This is a genomic window from Psychrobacter sp. H7-1 (assembly GCF_904846585.1).
Taxonomy (GTDB): Bacteria; Pseudomonadota; Gammaproteobacteria; order Pseudomonadales; family Moraxellaceae; genus Psychrobacter; species Psychrobacter raelei.
This window is the reverse complement of the sequence record NZ_CAJHBH010000002.1, coordinates 72,947-92,349: the sequence shown is the minus strand read 5'-3', so window position 1 is coordinate 92,349 and position 19,403 is coordinate 72,947. Positions and strand designations below refer to the sequence as shown.

The 19,403-nt window shown below is 45.4% G+C and carries 12 protein-coding genes; 5 read left to right on the top strand and 7 right to left on the bottom strand.

What is annotated here, in order from left to right; translation table 11 throughout:
* Positions 1-124: 124 nt before the first annotated feature.
* Positions 125-3,022, top strand: a complete 2,898-nt coding sequence (locus JMX92_RS01085; protein ID WP_201543398.1) for a heavy metal translocating P-type ATPase — start codon at positions 125-127, stop codon at positions 3,020-3,022.
* Positions 3,023-3,147: 125 nt separating this feature from the next.
* On the opposite strand, the gene JMX92_RS01080 is transcribed toward JMX92_RS01085, so the two are convergent.
* The gene (locus tag JMX92_RS01080) at positions 3,148-3,870 is read right to left on the bottom strand and encodes a Bax inhibitor-1/YccA family membrane protein (protein WP_155587028.1); all 723 of its coding nucleotides are present in this window, start codon (positions 3,868-3,870) and stop codon (positions 3,148-3,150) included.
* 538 nt (positions 3,871-4,408) lie between these two features.
* Between JMX92_RS01080 and JMX92_RS01075 the strand changes: the two genes are divergently transcribed.
* Entirely contained in the window at positions 4,409-5,431 is a 1,023-nt protein-coding gene (locus JMX92_RS01075; protein ID WP_011960838.1) for an NAD(+) kinase, read from the top strand.
* A gap of 48 nt (positions 5,432-5,479) precedes the next feature.
* The gene (locus JMX92_RS01070; RefSeq protein WP_011960837.1) at positions 5,480-5,788 is read left to right on the top strand and encodes a YeaC family protein; all 309 of its coding nucleotides are present in this window, start codon (positions 5,480-5,482) and stop codon (positions 5,786-5,788) included.
* Positions 5,789-5,878: 90 nt separating this feature from the next.
* Here JMX92_RS01070 and JMX92_RS01065 read toward each other — a convergent pair whose 3' ends face one another.
* The 5 genes from JMX92_RS01065 to JMX92_RS01045 all read right to left on the bottom strand — a co-directional run bounded on the left by JMX92_RS01065 (position 5,879) and on the right by JMX92_RS01045 (position 13,428).
* Positions 5,879-6,253, bottom strand: coding sequence for a HopJ type III effector protein (locus JMX92_RS01065; RefSeq protein WP_011960836.1), 375 nt, complete (start codon positions 6,251-6,253; stop codon positions 5,879-5,881).
* Between the two features lie 129 nt (positions 6,254-6,382).
* The gene (csrA, locus tag JMX92_RS01060) at positions 6,383-6,628 is read right to left on the bottom strand and encodes a carbon storage regulator CsrA (protein WP_011960835.1); all 246 of its coding nucleotides are present in this window, start codon (positions 6,626-6,628) and stop codon (positions 6,383-6,385) included.
* A 470-nt stretch (positions 6,629-7,098) separates the two neighbouring features.
* Positions 7,099-8,382, bottom strand: a complete 1,284-nt coding sequence (locus JMX92_RS01055) for an aspartate kinase (protein ID WP_011960834.1) — start codon at positions 8,380-8,382, stop codon at positions 7,099-7,101.
* A gap of 455 nt (positions 8,383-8,837) precedes the next feature.
* On the bottom strand, positions 8,838-11,549 hold the full coding sequence (alaS, locus tag JMX92_RS01050; protein WP_201543396.1) for an alanine--tRNA ligase: 2,712 nt from the start codon (positions 11,547-11,549) through the stop codon (positions 8,838-8,840).
* 238 nt (positions 11,550-11,787) lie between these two features.
* A complete protein-coding gene (locus JMX92_RS01045; protein WP_201543394.1) occupies positions 11,788-13,428 on the bottom strand; it encodes a DUF389 domain-containing protein in 1,641 nt (546 codons plus the stop codon).
* 528 nt (positions 13,429-13,956) lie between these two features.
* On the opposite strand from JMX92_RS01045, the gene JMX92_RS01040 reads away from it, so the two are divergent.
* Complete coding sequence (locus JMX92_RS01040; protein WP_201543392.1) at positions 13,957-14,148, top strand: hypothetical protein; 192 nt, start codon at positions 13,957-13,959, stop codon at positions 14,146-14,148.
* Positions 14,149-14,282: 134 nt separating this feature from the next.
* Here JMX92_RS01040 and JMX92_RS01035 read toward each other — a convergent pair whose 3' ends face one another.
* A complete protein-coding gene (locus JMX92_RS01035; RefSeq protein WP_011960830.1) occupies positions 14,283-15,602 on the bottom strand; it encodes an MFS transporter in 1,320 nt (439 codons plus the stop codon).
* Positions 15,603-15,849: 247 nt separating this feature from the next.
* Here JMX92_RS01035 and JMX92_RS01030 point away from each other — a divergent pair, with 247 nt between their 5' ends.
* Positions 15,850-19,191 carry an autotransporter assembly complex protein TamA gene (locus tag JMX92_RS01030; RefSeq protein WP_201543390.1) on the top strand — a complete coding sequence of 1,114 codons (3,342 nt, stop codon included), beginning with the start codon at positions 15,850-15,852 and terminating at the stop codon, positions 19,189-19,191.
* Positions 19,192-19,403: the final 212 nt, after the last annotated feature.

Below are 19,403 nucleotides of genomic sequence, written 5' to 3'. Positions count from 1 at the left end.
CCTCATAATGGTTAAAGCGCTATTGCTGACGGCGACCCTTAATCACGTTTGTGACGATGTAAGGCATGCAGACCTGATACAATAGGCGCATCTTTTTGTGCGACAATGTGTAGTGACGACAGCTATGACCCATCTTAATGAGCGTTCAAACCCTTCTTCCTCCCCTTTAGCAGCGCCTGAAGCTGCCTCCTCTGAGTACGGCTATTTGTCTGAGGACATCAATGAGCTGATTTTACCGCCTGAAGGCTGCTGTTTTCATTGTGCTGAGCCGGTACCAACACCCCCCTTTACTGCGGTAGTGCTGGGCGAATCACGCCTTATGTGCTGTATGGGCTGTCAATTGGCGGCTGAAAGTATCGTAGAGGCGGGGCTTGAGCAGTATTATTTGGATCGCTCTGAGATTAACCGTACCGCAAGCTTGCCCACTGAGCTTGAGCGTCTGCGAGCTTATGATCATGAAGAGGTTCAAGCGCAATTTGTGTATGCCGCAGAGGGCAAATCGGTGGCAGAGTTGTCGGTGAGTAATTTGCGCTGCGCTGCCTGTACTTGGCTGATTGAAACGCGGTTATATGAGCTTGAAGGCGTAGATAAGTGTCAGGTGAACCTAACCAATCAGCGCATGCGGGTGATTTGGGATGAAACCAAGCTGCCTATCAGTGATATTTTGGTCACCATCAATCAGATTGGTTATGATGCCAAGCCTTATCGACAAGACACCCATGAGGCGATGCTGGCGCGCAATAATAAGCAGATGATGATAAGACTGGGCATTGCGGCATTAGGTGCTATGCAGGCCATGATGTTCGCGGTGGGTATGTACTTTGGCAATTACACCAGTTATAGCGGTATGCTCATAGAACAGCGTGATTTTTTGCGCTGGGTATCGCTGTTTGTTAGCATTCCTGTGTTCTTTTATTGTGCCGTGCCATTTTTTGCCTCTGCGTGGTCGGCCATAAAAGTGCGTCAGGTGAATATGGATGTGCCGGTAAGTATCGCCTTAACCGTTACCTTTTTTGCCAGCTTGTACGCCACCATTTCAGGACATGGTGAGACCTATTATGACTCAGTGAGCATGTTTGTGTTCTTTTTACTCGCTGGGCGTTATATCGAGCACAATGCACGTCTTAAAGCGGCAAACATGGCCAATGACTTGGTGGTGGTTGAAACCACCTTAGTACAAAAAATCGGTCATGAGCCGCAGCTGGTCGATGCCATCATGCTGAGTATGGAGGCTGAAAAACAAGGCATACAAACCAAGCTGGATGAAGCCAATGCGCCAATTGATTTGACCATTGAACAAAATAAACAATTACAGCAGCTTGGTAACCTCATCCATTTGGCTCAGCGCAATAAGCCGGCACTTGCTGCAGATACGCTCTCAAATGGCCAACACCCTGTTGTTGACGCCATGTCAGCAGACACTGAGATTGACGAGGGGCGCTACCTGAGTGACGCTGCTCATAGCGATACTGTGACCGCCCACTCACTTAAAATCGGTGATGTTATCTTGATTGAAGCGGGCAGTGAAGTAGTGGCAGATGGTCTGCTGTGTAGTGAGACGGCGACCGTCTCCCAAAGTCTGCTTACTGGTGAGAGTTTATTGATTGTCAAACATCGAGGTGAAAAGGTCATCGGCGGCTCACAAAACGATAGCCAGCCTTTTATTATGCTGGTCACCGCCTTGCCTGAGAACAGTCAAATTGCCTTAATTGACCGTTTAATGAACCGAGCCCTGAGTGAAAAGCCTAAAGTGGCAGAGCAAGCAGATAAGTGGGCGCGCTGGTTTGTGGCACGGATTTTAGTGTTGTCTGTGTTTGTATTCATCGGCTGGTACTTGGTCGACCCCTCTGAAGCGCTGTGGGCCACCGTGGCCGTCTTGGTTGCCACTTGTCCTTGTGCGTTGTCATTGGCCACGCCTATTGCATTAACGGTATCGACCAATAGACTGGCAAGCTATGGGTTCTTAACCACTCGTGGTCATACCATTCAGACCTTAGCTGAAATTACTCATGTGGCCTTCGATAAGACTGGGACACTCACTTATGGTAAGCCTAACTTGCTGTATATCGAGCCTTTGAGCCATGAGCCTCAATTAGATGCTGGTCTACAGACTGATGCCATTCAAGATAAAGATGACTTATTGGCCATCGCAGCAGCGCTAGAGGTGGGCAGTCGTCATCCGATAGCCACCGCTTTGTTGGATGCCGCGTATCAGCTACATTTACCGGTGGTCAATCAATTGGTGCATCACACTGCAGGCGGGGTGGAGGCACAGGTAGGTGATATCGGCGGCGGCCATACTTATCGGCTCGGTCATGTGGACTTTGCTTTAAATCGTGATGACAGTAAGGCAGGCAGCAATGTGCCTTATGAAATTGACTTGCAGCGCCATCGTGCCAGCACGGTGGTCATGTTGACCCGCTGTGAGCGTCAAGCTGATGCTGCTGGGGGCTCACCAGATATCTGGCAACCACTGGCGCTGTATTACTTCAATGACAGTGTGCGAGATGGTGTGGCGCAGATGATCCATCAGCTGCAAGCTCAAAACATTGAAACTGTAATATTAACGGGAGATCCAAGCTCACATGCGCAGACTGTGGCTGAAGAGCTTGGCGTAGATAAGGTCTATTTTGGCTTATCACCTTCAGATAAGGTGGCGCACATTAAGCAGCTGCAAGATGCCGGTCATGTGGTCATGATGGTCGGTGATGGTATTAATGATGCTCCAGTTTTGGCGGCAGCCAATATTTCTACCGCTATTGCTGGGGCGGCTGACTTAGCTCAAGTCTCAAGCGATAGTGTGATTTTAAATGGTAAAGTGGCAGCTGTATCCGATGCCAAGCGCATCGCTGATAAGGCGCAAAATATTATTAAACAGAACCTGCGCTGGGCCTTAACTTATAACTCTGTGGTTCTACTACCGGCCGCCTTTGGCTATGTTCCTCCTTGGCTGGCAGCCATTGGTATGTCACTAAGCTCCTTGGTGGTGGTGCTTAATGCACTGCGTTTGAAACGAGCCTAAATGTGCTTATCGCTTATACCGCTAAGCGTAAAATGGCCTGCATAAAAAAAGGTCGCCTCAAGTGAGGCGACCTTTTTGATTTTATTGATTAAAAAATCGCGTAAGCAGGCTACTTTGTTTACCGCTTAATCTTGGAAGTGGCTTAACAGACGCATAAATTCAAAGTACATCCATACTAGGGTGGCTAATATACCGATACCAAAAATCCATTCGTACTCTTCTGATACACCCGCTGCCACACCGCGCTCAATGTTATCAAAATCCAGCAGCAAGCTAAATGAGGCCACCACCACCACAAATAAGCTAAAGCCGATAGCCACAAGACCGCCAGTTTGGAACAAGAAAGGCAGGGTTGAGCCAAATAATACAAAGCCCCACTGAACGATGTAGATCAGCATGATGGCAAAAATAGCCGACATCATGATTGAGCGAAATTTTTCATTGACCTTAATCATGCCTGAGCGGTACAAGCCCAGCATAACAGCAGCTGTGACAAAGGTAGCGGCCAATGCGTTAGCAGGAATACTTGGATCAATACCCATGAACATGATAGAGACACCGCCCAAAAATAGACCTTCTAAAATGGCGTAAGGGGCGGCCAAAGCTTTGGCTTTTTGGGGTCTAAATGTAATAAACAAGGCTAGACCAAAGGCGGCAAACATACTGCCAAAGGTAATCATTTGTGCCATGCCACCGCTAATACCGCCACGGATAATAAAGAAGAAAAAGCCCAAAGCGGCAATAGCGCTCAGTCCCAATAAAAAGCTGGTTTTTTGTACCACGCCTTGGACGGTCATGGTTTTACCACCCACCGCAAGTTCGGTACGGCTGACAATAGGGTTTGCCATAATCATTGAATCCTTTAATTAATGAGGTTGATTAATAATTTATTTAATAAGATGCTGTAAATTTTAGTCAGTCTTAGCTGTTTTTTACAGCCAGTTATCGACCATAATAGCTTATTTCGGTAAGGGTGGCAAAAACTGACCGCTGTAGTGTGAAGGCACAATGAGCCTATGGAGAAATCAAAAGGCCAACTGAGTCAAATGATGATTATCTATTATGATTGTTAGATGGATAACTCAGATTGGATAGCCTGCTAAATGACATAACATAATAGCGGATAAGGGCGGTTAACGACTGTGAATAATTGTGGCAGCTAGTAGAGACGATAAAAGCGGTATGTATACTGTATATGGGGGTAAATCGCGGCGGTTGCAAGATGGCTATGTGAGCGACAAGAGATGACAATCAGCACAAAACTCACCGGGCGACTAATGCAGTAAAATCGATAATGTGGTACGCTTACGCTTGTTATAATCTTGAACGATAAAGTCCCTTAAATGATGTGAGAGCTGCTGCTTAGGGCTCTTTAATTTAATCTTAATGACCTATTTATTGAAGCTGAAGCCTATGGAACGCTCTGAGCAGTCCGATAAGCTGCCGAACTTATCCGACTCTTCTCTTTTTCATTCTATCAAAAACCCAGCGTTTAGGCGCATTGGCTTGATGGGTCGTGCCCGCAAACGTGGGGTCATTACCACCATTCATGAGATTGGGCAAAGAATTAATGAGATGGGATTGAGTCTTTATGTGGACTCTGAGACCGCCACCTTGCCTGATCTTGAGCTTGAAAAATTAAATAAACTGCAAATTGTAAAACGTAGCCTACTGGGCGAGATTTGTGACTTAGTCATTGTGGTGGGTGGCGATGGCTCCATCTTACATGCCGCGCAGGCGCTGGCTCGATATCGTGTCCCAGTATTGGGCGTTAACCGAGGTCGCCTTGGCTTTTTGACCGATGTTAATCCTGATGAGGTGGGTGAGAAGCTGCGCCAAGTATTAATGGGCGACTATCAGCTTGATCAGCGCTTTTTATTGACCATGGAAATCCGAGAAGGGCGCAAAATTGTGCATCAGGACATGGCGCTCAATGATGTGGTTTTGCATGCCGGTAAGTCGGTGCATATGATAGACTTTCAGCTTACCATCGATGAGCTAGATGTGTATCGTCAGCACAGTGATGGATTGATTGTGGCCACTCCGACAGGCTCCACCGCCTATGCCTTATCTGGGGGTGGTCCTATTATTCACCCAAGCTTAGATGCTATTTGTCTGGTGCCCATGCATCCGCATACCCTGTCTAGTCGCCCTATTGTGGTCAGTGACAAAAGCGAGATTATCATCCGTATTCACAAAGACAATCGTACTCAGCCCATGGTCAGTGCCGATGGCAAGCCAAGTGTGGCATTAGATCAGCACCAGCGGCTATATATTCGCAAGCACCCCGATAAGCTAACCTTATTACACCCACCTGGATTTGATTTTTATGAAGCCTGTCGCACCAAGCTTAATTGGAATGTTCATGCTGAAGAATTTGCTCTAGATGGCGAAGATGACGAGTTATAAAGAGAGGTCATCAATTAACTATTTGTTTGTATTCAATGAGGTAGGATAATGAATAAAGAAGAAATTTTAGCGGTCATGACCCCTGAGTTGGTCGCCTCTTTTCGCCAAGCCATTGAGCTTGGTAAATGGCCTGATGGCAGAAAGCTGAGCCCAGAGCAGCGCGAGACGTGCATGCAAGCGGTTATGGTGTGGGAACATGAACATTTACCGCCACAAGAGCGTGTGGGCTATATCCACAAGCCAGTAAAAAAAGATGGCACTGTCGTGGGTGAGGAGTGTGATGTTGAGCATGAACATCACTATCCTAACTTGCCCAATCCTAAAGGTGCTATTCAGCCTGTTAAATTCCGCTCATAAGCCCTAATACTGATCGCTACTCATAAAAAAAGACCAACTTGAAGTTGGTCTTTTTTATCACTTATCTGATTTTTATCATTTATCTAAGCTTTAGATGTTTTTTACATCGACGCTCGGTCGGGCAGTTAATGGATTGTGTTCCATCAAAAAACCCTGCCAGCCCCAATGAATAAAGTTACGGATATTCGGGTGGTCTGTGCCTTTAGGCGCTGCAACAACAGCATCATAATGCTCTGCAAACAGCTTTAGGGTATCTAATTGATTTAAACCATGGTGCTTGGCAAAGCCAAATACCTTTGCGCTACCTTCGTTTTGACCCACAGCATTGACCAAGTCACCATTGCTAAATTTGACTGGGGTATAGCGATAAAAGTCATCAATAAAGTTAAGCACATCATTAAAGCCAATGGCTTTTTTGTTTAGTCCGTTTAGCAGTGCAGACACGTCAGAATGTCGGATACTCATAATGGCCTCATTATCAATTAAAAAACGATCTGTTAAAAGCGCAGTGTTATACGCAATAAAAACCGTAAGCTTGGGCGCTTTGTCAGCTAAAAAAATAGCTGACAAAGATAATACGCTAAAAGCTATAGGCTATCTATTAAAAAAATCGTCATCATCGAATGAGGTAGGGAAGTTACCTTGTTCTAAATGCTGCATTTGAGACTGCATAGCACGCTCATGTTGAATGCGCTGATAAATCTCTTCACGGTGCACCGCGATATCTTTGGGTGCATTAACCCCAATACGAACTTGATTGCCCTTAACGCCCAATACAGTGACACTTACCTCGTCACCAACCATTAAAGTTTCACCCACACGGCGAGTTAAAATTAACATGCGTCACACTCCTTATGTCGCAGTAAAAAAAATTGGCAAATGCCAAATGATGAAATAGTCATAATGTTGCCCATTCAGTTTGCCCTCAATAGAGGCGACCTGTGTTTGACTGAGATATTTGCCCTAAGCTAAAGCGTGGTACGCTGTTATCTTAAATAATCTCACATAGGCCGTATTCGAACAGAGTATTATAAGGCTTTATGGGCTATATGTCATTAGCAATCCCCCTTTTTAGCGTTTTATCGGCTAACAGGGGCAAGATATTTAGTCTGACAGCTCTAATCTACCGCAGATTAGGCACGATATGCCAGTTATTTCCTGTTGAACTTAAGTCACATATATTCAAAATATAAATGACATCAGATACAAAGCCGGCTTTAACTGTTAAGTTAAAGCCGGCTTTGGTGTATAAAAAACAGCAGGATCACTAGATAGTCAGCAATGACAAGCTAGTCATGACATATTAGCAATTACAGACCCGCAACTTTGCTTTCGCCATCTGCACGATCTAGGCCAAAGGCGGTGTGTAATGATTTAACCGCTTTTTCTAGATGCTGCTCTTTAATCAATACAGAGATCTTGATTTCACTGGTAGAGATCATCTGGATATTGATGTTGTTTTCGGCCAATACTTGGAACATCTTACTGGCCACACCGGCATGAGAGCGCATGCCAACACCCACAAGTGAGACTTTGACCACATCGGTATTGCCATGGATTTCTTTGGCCTCGATGTCCCCTTTGATGCTCTCTAAGATAGTAATGGCCTTATCAAAGTCAGGACGATTGACAGTAAAACTAAAGTCAGTTAAGCCTTGATCGGATAGGTTCTGCAAAATCATATCGATTTCGATATTGGCATTACTAATGGGGGTTAAGATACCAGAGGCAATGCCTGGATGATCTGGCACACCGCGCACCACAATTTTTGCTTCATCTCTGTTAAATGCGATGCCTGAAATGACCGGCTGTTCCATGTCGTCTCCTTCGTCTACTGTAATCAGTGTGCCAACGTTTTGGCGGAATTCTTCATCAAAGCTACCGTCTTGACCTTCATCGAAGCTCGACAGTACTCTTAAAGGTACTTGGTATTTACCAGCAAACTCAACGGCACGAATTTGCAGAACTTTTGAGCCCAGGCTCGCCATCTCTAGCATTTCTTCAAACGTAATCTTATCAAGCTTACGTGCTTTTGAGGTGACGCGAGGATCGGTGGTATACACCCCATCTACATCCGTATAAATCTGGCATTCATCAGCGCCTAACGCTGCCGCTAGGGCAACACCTGTGGTGTCTGAGCCGCCACGACCTAAGGTGGTGATATTGCCTTCGGCATCTATGCCCTGAAATCCTGCTACCACGACCACATTGCCGTCATCGAGCTGTGCTTGAATTTTTTCGGCATCAATGGATTCAATGCGTGCTTTATTGTGCTTATTATCAGTTTTAATCGCCACTTGACCGCCGGTAAAGGAGCGTGCACCGATACCCAGCTCTTTGATTGCCATAGACAATAAGGAGATGGATACCTGCTCGCCCGTTGAGACCATTTGGTCATACTCACGCGGATCAGGGTACTTACTAATTTGAGTGGCCAGGTCGATTAAACGGTTCGTCTCACCGCTCATGGCTGATACGACAACAATTACTTGATGCCCATGGTCATGCCAGCGTTTAACCCGCTTTGCAACATTCTTGATACGGTCGATACTGCCCATCGACGTACCACCATATTTTTGTACAATCAATGCCATGTGAAACCCTTTGAATTGAAAGTTTGGTTTTGCCCATTATCTCTACTACTATCGCGCCAACTTATATCGACTCTATCTGGCCAAAGTGTACCGCATGCCTTGAGTACATAAGTTATTTTAGAGAGTAATAATAAAAAACGGTCATTGCCTAGTTTATGGAAACCTGCCTTTGACGGTGCTGTGTTGGCTTAAGTGGCTGATCACTGATAGTCACTTATCCCAGCATTCGCCTTAGACAAACGTACTTTATAACACAACCGCACAGTGCCATCAAAGCATGCAACAGACTTTAATGATGGTAAATAGTTATTAATCACTAAACTTATCGCAATAGTTAATAACCGATGGCTTAAAGCAGCGCTAAGGACTGACCTAACTTAAGCCACAGCGCTGCAATTTTTATATAAATCCGTTATATGACCCATTTATATACAGGATTTATGTTGGGTCAATAGTTAGCTCAGTTGACTTGCCACCCAGTTTGGCAGCGCTTGCATCACACCGGTCAGTTTATCGCTACTTGGCGCGCCGCCTTGAGCATAGTCTGGTTTACCACCGCCTTTACCCTCAAGCTCACCAGCTAAATGACGGATAATATCACCGGCTTTGATGTCGCCAGTTAAAGACTTGCTCACGGAGGCTGCAAGTGCCAATTGGCCATCTTTTTCACCGACTAAGATGATAATGGTATCTTGTAGCTTGGATTTGATATCATCAATAAGCCCGCGCATTGCTTTGCCATCGATACCAGCCACTTGTGCAATAAGCACTTTTTTATCAGCGATGGTCTGTACATTATCCACCAAGGTTGCTGCTTGCGCACTGGCGATTTTTTGATTCAAACGCTCAATCTGTTTTTCAAGTTCACGCTGTTTGTCTGCCATGGTCTGTACACGGTCAGCCACTTCAGGGCGTTTGGCTTTTAATTGATTAGCAAGGGCTGTCAACTGGCTGTCTGCTTGCTGTATATGACGCAGAGCGCCCATACCCGTTAAGGCTTCGATACGGCGGATACCGGCAGCGATACCAGACTCTGAGGTGATTTTAAACAGGCCAATATCGCCGGTACGCTTCACATGCAGACCACCACAAAGCTCAATAGAGAAGGGCTTTTGTATGCCATCTTCAATCTCAGTGGTACCCATGGTCAATACGCGTACTGTCTCACCGTATTTTTCACCGAATAAAGCAGCAGCCCCTTTGGCCATCGCATCATCAATATTCATCAGCTCAATATGGGTCTCAACGTTGGCTTGGATTTGCTCGTTGACCAAGCGCTCAATGGTGGCCAGATCTTTTTGAGAGACCGCATTGTCGTATGAGAAGTCAAAGCGTAACATTTCGCTTGATACCAGTGAGCCTTTTTGCGATACGCTATCTCCCAATACTTTACGCAGTGCTGCGTGCAACAAGTGAGTGGCTGAATGGTTACGGGCACTGGCTGAGCGAATTGCTGAGACAACTTGAGCGTCAGCAGTTTGGCTCTTTTGTAGCGATCCCATATTCACCACACCGTGATGGATAAAGGCTTGGCCAGATTTTTTGGTGTCCTCAACATTGAACACCCCTGATGACGTGCGAATCTCGCCCATTTCACCCACTTGACCACCCCCTTCTGCGTAGAATGGAGTGCGGTCTAAGACAATAACGCCTTCGTCACCTTCGTTTAATACCTCAACCTCTTTGCCGTCTTGATACAGACCGATGATGTTTACCTCTTTTTCATCAAGCTGCTCGTAGCCTACAAATTCAGTAGGGGTCTCAACTTTAATGGCCGCTGAGTAATCCACATCGAATTTGCCTGCATCACGCGCACGCTGACGCTGAATGTTCATTTGCTCATCAAAGCCGGCCTCATCGATACCAATGCCGCGCTCACGGGTGATGTCTGCGGTCAAATCAACAGGGAAGCCATAAGTGTCATACAGTTTAAAAGCCGCCTCGCCTGAGAGCACATCACCTGACTTTAAGCTTTCAAGTTCACTGTCTAATAAGCGCAGACCTTGAGCTAAGGTTTTGGCAAATTGCACTTCTTCTTTTTCGATTGCTTTTTCGATAAAGGCTTGCTTTTCAACCAGCTGTGGATAAGCGTCGCCCATCTCTTTAACTAAAGGCGCTACCATTTTGTAGAAGAAGCTGTCTTCTGCGCCCAGTTTGTTGCCATGACGCACAGCGCGGCGGATAATACGGCGCAATACATAACCACGGCCTTCATTACTTGGCAATACGCCATCAGCAATTAAGAAGCTGACCGCACGGATGTGATCGGCCACCACTTTTAAAGACGCTTGGTTTTCATTTTTGATACCAATGATGTCTGCAGCGCTGTTGATTAAGTTAACAAATAAGTCGATTTCGTAGTTGCTGTGCACGCCTTGCAAGATAGCGCTGATACGCTCAAGACCCATACCAGTATCGACACTAGGTGCAGGCAGTGGCTCCATGGTGCCATCTGGCTGACGGTTGAACTGCATAAATACACAGTTCCAAACCTCAATATAGCGGTCGCCATCTTCTTCAGGTGTGCCAGGTAGGCCGCCTTCTACATGCTCGCCGTGGTCATAGAATACTTCAGAGCAAGGACCACAAGGGCCAGTATCACCCATGGCCCAGAAGTTGTCTGAGGCATATGGGGCGCCCTTGTTATCCCCAATACGAATGATGCGCTCGGCAGCTAAGCCAATGTCTTGGTGCCAGATATCAAAGGCTTCATCATCGCTTTCATAAATGGTCACGTAAAGTTTATCAGCGTCTAGGCCCAACCACTGTTTTGAGGTCAAAAATTCCCAAGCATAAGCGATGGCTGATTTTTTGAAATAATCACCAAATGAGAAGTTACCCAACATTTCAAAGAAGGTGTGGTGACGTGCTGTATAACCGACGTTATCTAAGTCATTGTGTTTACCGCCAGCACGCACACATTTTTGTGAGGTGACCGCTCGAGTGTAGTCACGTTTATCGATGCCCAAAAAGCAGTCTTTGAACTGGTTCATACCCGCATTGGTAAATAATAAAGTGGGGTCGTTGTACGGCACAAGGCTTGAGGAGGGCACATGGGTATGCTGCTTGCTAACGAAGAAGTCTATAAACGCTTGACGAACATCGGCTGTGCGTAAGAATTTATCAGAAGGTAGTTGAGTAGGGTTTGAGGGCGCAGAGTGAGTCACATGAACTCCTTAAAGAATGGCTAGTAGGCTAAAGGTTTAGTGAGATTAATATAAAAACTCATTCAAAAGTGGTTATCGCTGCCGGTATTGACGTGCAAATAAGGTCTAAAAATTGGCGACCAGAGCCGTTGACCGGGCAGCTATAAATAATAGCGACAAAGTTTAGCATATTTAACGCCAAAACATGACTATTGGCATAAATTGCTATTAAGGCATATGACTCAAGTGTCTGTATCGGTTATTCATTGGCCAAAATAGCCGCATCGGTCTTATCTAGCTCCTCACCGTGGCCGGGGCTAGAGTCAATGACCACCACTGGCATATAACGCAGCTGGATACGCACAGGAGACTGCTTGGGATAAGCTGGCATGAGGTTGTCATTAATCTGGCGCTCTAATTGCTGAGCATCTCTAGGCGAGGGGCGAGTCTCACCGCGTACCACAGCACGTACCATTTGATAGCCATCTCGATTAACAAACTGGGTAGCTGTTAGCGAGTTGCCTTGGTCGATAAAATAATCATTGATGCTTTCTTTGACCTGAGTTTCAAAGTTTTGCTTTTTGGTAATGGCATTAAAGTTATAGGTCAAATACACACCGATACTGGTCAACAGTAATAAAGGCACCGCATTACGACGTAAGAAGGCCAAAGTTGGATTGCTTTTGTAATCGTCTTCCATCAGCCTACGAAATCCAGTAAACCACAATACCAAGGCATTGGTAAATTGAATGGCAATGATGTTGGTCAGGGCCAATAACAGGGCACCTAAGCCAAGCGTACCTTCTCCATGCGCAAACAATATACCACTGGCGGCTAACGGCGGTACCAAAGCGGTTGCCACAGCGACACCGACCACAGCCACAGATAGGTGCGGAGAGATCATGGCGTATGCGCCTGCAGTCCCGCCAGCCAAGGCAATCATTAAGTCCATTGACGTGGGCTGAGTACGCGACAAAATCTCATTGGTTAAAGGGGTATCTTGGTGTATAAAACCCACCACAAAGCCGATGACTACCACCATAGCGCCACCAGCAAGTACCGTCAAAAGTGATTTTCGTAAAAAAGGCATACGGTAATCAATAATCGCCAAGGCCACACCACTTATCGGGCCTAGCATCATGGCCACCAACATAGCGCCAATGACCACTGCTGCTGAGTTAATCACCAAGCCGTAGCTGGCAATAATGGCAGACAAAGCATTCATAATAAAATACATGCGACTGGGGAGAGCATTGGCCTCGATATTGACCCGTATGCCTTGATAGTCGATATCTACCTGACTTTGCTGCTCAGCAACGAACTGCTTATAAGACTCAAGCTTGGCTTCTTTATCCTTTTTTAATTGATCCTCTTCACTGATCTCTTCTGACGGCTTATCCTCTTCAGGTAACTCAGGCTCATCAGCTTCAACGGCCGCCATGCTCTGAGTATCAAGATGTTGAGTCTCTGGATTTTGAGTATCCAGAACATCGCTATCAGAATCTGGGGCGCTTAACCCTGCTTCCTCAACATCTTCAGCTTCAGTGATCAGTTGCTTAGCTGCCAACACGGCTTGCTGAGTCTTATTACTCGGATCGGCTTTTTGGCTTGACAGATAGTCCAAGCGCTCTTTTTCTTTGGCCGCTATTTGCTGCTCTGCTGCTGCCTCTTCTTCCTCCAAGCTTGCCACCGCCACATCCATCATAGGCTCATTTATCCAATTTGCCTCAATGATAATAAGGGGGCAGTGGCAATGAATTTTTTTATTGGGCACCGCTTTATAGCTTACCTTGTCAAAAGCATAGCTTGCCGCATTGGGCACAAATTGAAAATACGGTACTGTAATCATGCCTAGGTTGTCGCTGTCTTTTTTTGGGGTAGAAGACAAGGGTGAGCTCATATCAGCGCCTGTGATTATCAAGTTAGGTGGGTTATATCAAAGCACGCTAAGCTATTTTAAATAAAAATAATGCCGCTTTGACTCAGAACCGTTAATTTAAAGTCAATTGGCTTCAAAATCTATCGGTGTTTGCAAAAATAACACACACGCAATGCTTATTTAGGTCAATAAGTGTCGTGATAACGTAGAACTGGGCCATAAATATCAAAAGAGGTGGGCTGTGAAAAACAGCTGACATGAAGGGAGAGTTTAAAAATTATTGATAAAACAAAGCCTTACTGATGCAGTGGTTTTACTGATAACTATTGTTTTTTGATTGGGTGAATTGTCGAACTTAAATCTATGTGTTTTTATGAGCGGTCGTGGATTTTATTATAGCATTTAGTTGGGCTTAGGTCTTTAAAAATAAGAGACCCAGCCGGTTATGAAAATAATCGTAAAAAACCTTAAAAAAAATAAGGATATGGTGTATAACTATACCTATAGACAATAAATCATAAACTAAGGTTATTAATTAAAGGTGAGATTATGAACTGGCAATTATTAAGTATGATCTGGGGAATGGCAGCGACAGTTATTATTGGCGTATTTATGGTGGCCGCTTTGGTAACTGGCTTCGATGACATTCCACATATTATTAGTACCGCTGTGGGGGGGGCTTTAGTGGCCATTCCTATTGCTTTGATAGTGACCAAAAAAATCAACCGTATTGAGTCATAATGACGGTATAAAATAAGACCGAAATAAAAAAGCCAACCTTTATTGTTAAAGGTTGGCTTTTTTATGGCTTTACCACGTCAAAGCAGCGGCTCGCTTAAATCTCTAATGGGTGTGGTTGTGAACGCTTTGTGCGTTTAGATAAGCGCGTCTTCTTGAATACTCAGGGTGCCTTGATATTTTTTTAATTTAAAATATAGCATTATCCCAAATAAGATATTTAAGATACCCGTCACTAAGAACAGCTGCGGCAAAGGCATTTTTAATAGATTTAAAATCACGATAGAAAAGATGGCGGAGCTGACCATAAAAATGGCATTAAAGATATTGTTGGCGCCAATGACTCGCGCTCTGTGACTAATAGGTGAGTAAGCCTGCATTGCCGCATACAAAGGCACAATATAAATACCGCCACTAAAGCCTAAGAAAAATAGATCTGCAAATACCCGAAAGCTACCGCTCACCTCAGACAACTCTGCAATACCTAATAAGCTGCCAGTACTGATAGTAAGTGCAGATAACGAAAAATATAAATCTATGGCAAATAGGCTGAGCCCTGCGATACCAAAGGGAAGTAACTTAAAGCTCACCTGATTTTTGGTCAATGTTTTGCATAACAAAGACCCTGAAGCGACCCCCACTGAGAATAAGGTGAGTAAAAAGATAACCACAGACTCATTGCCTTGTAAAATAACCTTACTAAACTCAGGAGTCTGGGTCAAAAAGGTAGCGCCATAGAACCAAAACCAGCTGTTACCTAAGATGATAAAAAACAACAATGGCAGCGAATACAGATACTTAATGGTGTCCATACTGGTGCTAAAGATATTCCAGTTCACTTTTAAGTCAGGCTGTACTGCAGGCATTCTTGGAATAAATTTGGCGGCCAACAAGCCCAAAGCGGCAATCAGTAACGCCATGGCACTGACCCAATACAAATGGTTTTCCATTTGGGTAAATAAGCCGGCAAACATCATACCGGTTAGGATCGACAGGGACGTGCCGGTTTGAAACAGGCCATTGGCACCGACCAGCTCATCTTTTTGCATCGCTTGAGGCAAATAAGCGTATTTAATGGGGCCAAAGAAAGTGGACTGGGCACCTAATAAAAATAGCGCCAAAAATAGCAGCCAATAAATTTCAAAAATCAGCCCAAAAGCGGCCAGTAGCATAATGACCACTTCTAACACTTTGATATACCAAGTTAGGCGTGACTTTTCATATTTATCGGCCAATTGTCCTGCTAGGGCAGAAAATAAGAAAAAAGGCAAAATAAACAACATGGCGGCCAAATTGTTCAGTAAACTAACTGAGGCACCTAACTTGGCCGCTGCACTATAGGTTAGAACCAAAAGCAGCGCTTGTTTAAAAAAGTTATCATTAAAAGCACCCAAAAACTGGGTAAAAAACATCGGCGTAAAGCGGCGACTGCGAAACAGGGTAAATTGTGATGCCATATGCGGCTTCCTAATATAAGTACAAAATAGTGGCTATCTCAAATAGCTCATAGTATTCATCAAGATTTGAGCGATAATTTTTCACTGATAATTATGTTCAGTCAAGGTATCATAGCGACAATTTATCACAACTAAATTAAATTTGTTTTTCGATTTATAAAAATCCGATTTGCATAGACTTGGTTCAGGCGGTAGTCTTTGCGGTAGGAATTTACTATAGAAAGTTATTCTAGATAAGAGATTGGTAATGCGTAATACACACCAGCCCCTGTTCGTGGTAAACCAACGAGCCGATAGCCTTTTTAGCTCTACTATGAGCCCTACAGCGCACAGTCGATTTAAAGCGCTGCTGCCCTTTCGCTATTCTAAAATGGCGTGTGCTCTATCTGCGTGCCTATTGCTGCAAGCTTATACCCCTATATCAGCGTATGCCGCTGCTAGTGGTACAGGTGCCAAAGTAGATCAACCAAGTCGTGCTACTGATTCACAGCTTGAAGAAGCACTGATTGCACTAAAGCTCAAGCAAGCAGTTGAGCAGGGGCTGATTGACCCGAGTGTATTAGAAGACTATCAGCGCGAAACGCTCAGCTCTGCTGGAACGCAGCCATCCAATTCAAATACAGCCAGTACTGTGAGCAGTGCGACAAAAACGGCCAATAATAACGGCGCCGACCCAAATTCTGACCCCATAGCCACCTTTGATCGTGTATTTGCTGACAACAGCTTAACGACTAAGCCTCAAGCAGGCACAGATTTAGCCAATGCGGCCGTCATGCAGACCCCGCAGCAAATAGAGCAGGTGCTGGCAAAGATTGGTAGTCAAGTACCCTCTGATTTTACCCAGCCTATCGCCCGTCTAGATGCCACTTCGCCGCCGCTAGGCTTTGACAATAGCTTAGATCAAAGTGCCCAAATCAATCCCAGCAACCAGCAGACGCTTGGTATAGTCGATGACTCAGAGCCAAATGCTGCCACCGAACCTGTATATCAAGCCACAGATGTGGTGGTCAATCCTGACAGCACAAAAGCCAAAGCGGCCGAAAAGTCGGCGGAGCAAGCGGTAAAAAACACCAGTATTGGTAAAGTAGATGCTCAGATTAAGCAGCAATCAGGTGAGATTACGGATGATGTTGTAGATAACTCGCAGCAAAATGCTGCCGAGGTTGGCATTAATCCAGATGATTATTTGCCGCAGTATGAAGGCGGCCCCACTAAAGCGCCAGTAGGCTCTGTTGTGACTGAAACGGCTGATGAAGATAGCAGCAAAGCAAAGCCTGGCTTTATTAAGGGGTTATATAACCGCTTTTTTAATGATGGCTATGCAGGCTTACCGCGTATTAGTGCCAAGATATATTTGCAGCAGCCTGCAGCCTCAGGCAAAAAAAATGCCCCGCCTCAGCTTGTTAAGGCAGACAAAGACACCCAGCCGGCTGCCAACATCAAAGCGGCTATGGAGAACATCACCGTCGAGTCCATTTCAGACTTCGTGGCCGTGACGCCTAGGCTGCATCAAGAGGCCATCGATGCGGCGCAAGCGGTAGGTTATTACGATATTAAGCTGAGCTTTAAGCGGGTTGCCTCAGATGAGATTGCGGTGATTATTGAGCATCTTGGTGAGCCTGTAAAAGTGAGCAGCCGCATTGTTGATATTCGCGGTGAGGGATCACAGTTGCCAGAGTTTCAACAAATTGCTGAAAAAACAGCACCCTTAGAGGGCGATATCTTTAACCATGGGGTGTATAAAACTGCCAAAAGTCAGATTGAGACCACCAAAGAGCAATTTGGCTTTTTTGATGGGCAGTGGCTGAACAAATCCGTGGATGTGATTTTGCCTGATAATACCGCAGATGTAGATTTAATCTATGACACAGGTCAGCGCTATCATTTTGATGAGGTGATTTTCTTTACCATTGACAAAGACACAGGTGAGCTTACCACAGATCCAGATAAGCTGCCTGTTAAGCCTGAATTGCTGCATCAGTTACATGAATTTAGAGCCGGAGATAATTTTTATGCGCCGGAAGTGACTAAGTTTACCAATGACTTGTCTGCCACCCGTTACTTCAACTCAGTCAACGTTGAGACCATACGTCCTAGCCGCAGCACGGGCACTTTAGGTTTTGATAATTCATCTGAGCGAGCTGCTCAAGAGCAAGATACGGCCGAGAACAATACGGATGTCTTATATGATGAGCAAGGCAATCTACTGGCTGATAATAACTCAGATAAAACGGCCGAAAACGGTGCCAATGATGCCTTTAAGCCCCTTGAATATTCTGTGGATCAAGAAACCACTGAGAAGCTACAAGAAATCACCGCCAAAGCACAGCGATTATCCAGACTACCTGATGACCGAGTGCTAGATGAAACCGAAGAGCAGGCCAAAAGCTTATTGGGTAAAATCTCCAATGCCATTAGTGGCACAGTCAAAAAGATATTTCCCGATGAGGAAGACCCTTTGGCCGATACCGACTCATTACCCAGTGACTTGGGTAAAACCTTCTTGGCGAATCGCAAAACGCCGCAGCAAGTGGCTGAAACCAAGTCGGTACCTTTGTATGTGTTTGTGACGGCGGATAAACCAAAAGATGTGGATTTAGGTATTGGATATGGTACCGATACCGGCGTGCGCGCAGTGGCACGTCTTGAGAATAACCTCATCAACCGAGATGGCTATCAGGCGGGCATCAGTGTGGGCGCCTCAAAAATTAACAAGTCCATTAATCTGCACGCAAGCCGCCCGTGGAAGCACCCTTTAAATGATACTCTAAGCGCCAATATCAGCTATGAGCAAGAAAACATCAACCAAGGTGATGGTAACTTAGATCTAGAGACCAATACCATTAAAGCTGGTATCGCGCGTAACATTCGTCGTGATGAGGGCTGGAATCGTACGTACTCTTTAAGATATCGCTTGGATGAGCTAGAAAGTGGGGTGACTGGCACTGATCGTGAGAACTTACCGGTGCCCTTTAACCGCGAAGGCGCTCAATTTGACCAAGAGGCGCTGCTGCTGGGTTATCAACTGGATAAAACCAAAACCGACAGTGTCACCAATCCAAGTAAGGGCTGGCGTCAATACTATTCTATAGAAGCTGGGTCAGATAGTGCATTGACCGATACCAATATGGCCATTGCGCGGGCGGGGGTAAGTGGTGTCTATAGTTTTGGTGAGATGAATAAGCATCAGGTCGTGGCCAGCTTAGATGGGGGGTACATCTGGGCGGATGAATTTGAAAACGTGCCTTATAAGCTCAGATTTTTTGCTGGGGGTGACCGCAGTATTCGAGGTTATGACTACAACAGCTTATCGACACTAGAAAAAGGCTATCTGGTGGGCGGGCAAGTCTTGGCAGTGGGTAGTACAGAGTACAACTATGAATTTAAACCGGGTCTGCGTGGCGCGGTATTTGCCGACTTTGGTAATGCTTATGACACCAATTTTGAGACTGAAACCAAGCTTGGGGTTGGCTTTGGTGTCCGCTGGGCTTCACCTGTGGGCATGGTACGCTTAGACTTAGCAGCAGGCGTGTTAGAGCACAGTGTGCCTATTCGATTGCACTTCTTTATTGGGTCGCCTTTGCAGTAGTGGCTATTGAATATAAAGCAGTTACCAGGCAGCCGTTATGGCGCTTAGCTGTGATCGAAATGATCAACGTCACTGCAGTGTCATTACCAAGCACTCGGTGCCTGCTATAAGGTTTTCGTTAAGGCTTTCATTAGCCTGCTATGAAGGTTGCTGTGATAGTGAATATCATTTACTATGACAGCATTTTGATTATCTTGTGAAAACAGGCCATT

What these genes read in the sequence shown, in the direction of transcription:
- JMX92_RS01085 (WP_201543398.1), top strand. Translation starts at nt 125, where the DNA reads ATGACCCATCTTAATGAGCGTTCAAACCCTTCTTCCTCCCCTTTAGCA.
- JMX92_RS01080 (WP_155587028.1), bottom strand. Translation starts at nt 3,870, where the DNA reads ATGGCAAACCCTATTGTCAGCCGTACCGAACTTGCGGTGGGTGGTAAA.
- JMX92_RS01075 (WP_011960838.1), top strand. Translation starts at nt 4,409, where the DNA reads ATGACCTATTTATTGAAGCTGAAGCCTATGGAACGCTCTGAGCAGTCC.
- JMX92_RS01070 (WP_011960837.1), top strand. Translation starts at nt 5,480, where the DNA reads ATGAATAAAGAAGAAATTTTAGCGGTCATGACCCCTGAGTTGGTCGCC.
- JMX92_RS01065 (WP_011960836.1), bottom strand. Translation starts at nt 6,253, where the DNA reads ATGAGTATCCGACATTCTGACGTGTCTGCACTGCTAAACGGACTAAAC.
- csrA (WP_011960835.1), bottom strand. Translation starts at nt 6,628, where the DNA reads ATGTTAATTTTAACTCGCCGTGTGGGTGAAACTTTAATGGTTGGTGAC.
- JMX92_RS01055 (WP_011960834.1), bottom strand. Translation starts at nt 8,382, where the DNA reads ATGGCATTGATTGTACAAAAATATGGTGGTACGTCGATGGGCAGTATC.
- JMX92_RS01045 (WP_201543394.1), bottom strand. Translation starts at nt 13,428, where the DNA reads ATGAGCTCACCCTTGTCTTCTACCCCAAAAAAAGACAGCGACAACCTA.
- JMX92_RS01040 (WP_201543392.1), top strand. Translation starts at nt 13,957, where the DNA reads ATGAACTGGCAATTATTAAGTATGATCTGGGGAATGGCAGCGACAGTT.
- JMX92_RS01035 (WP_011960830.1), bottom strand. Translation starts at nt 15,602, where the DNA reads ATGGCATCACAATTTACCCTGTTTCGCAGTCGCCGCTTTACGCCGATG.
- JMX92_RS01030 (WP_201543390.1), top strand. Translation starts at nt 15,850, where the DNA reads ATGCGTAATACACACCAGCCCCTGTTCGTGGTAAACCAACGAGCCGAT.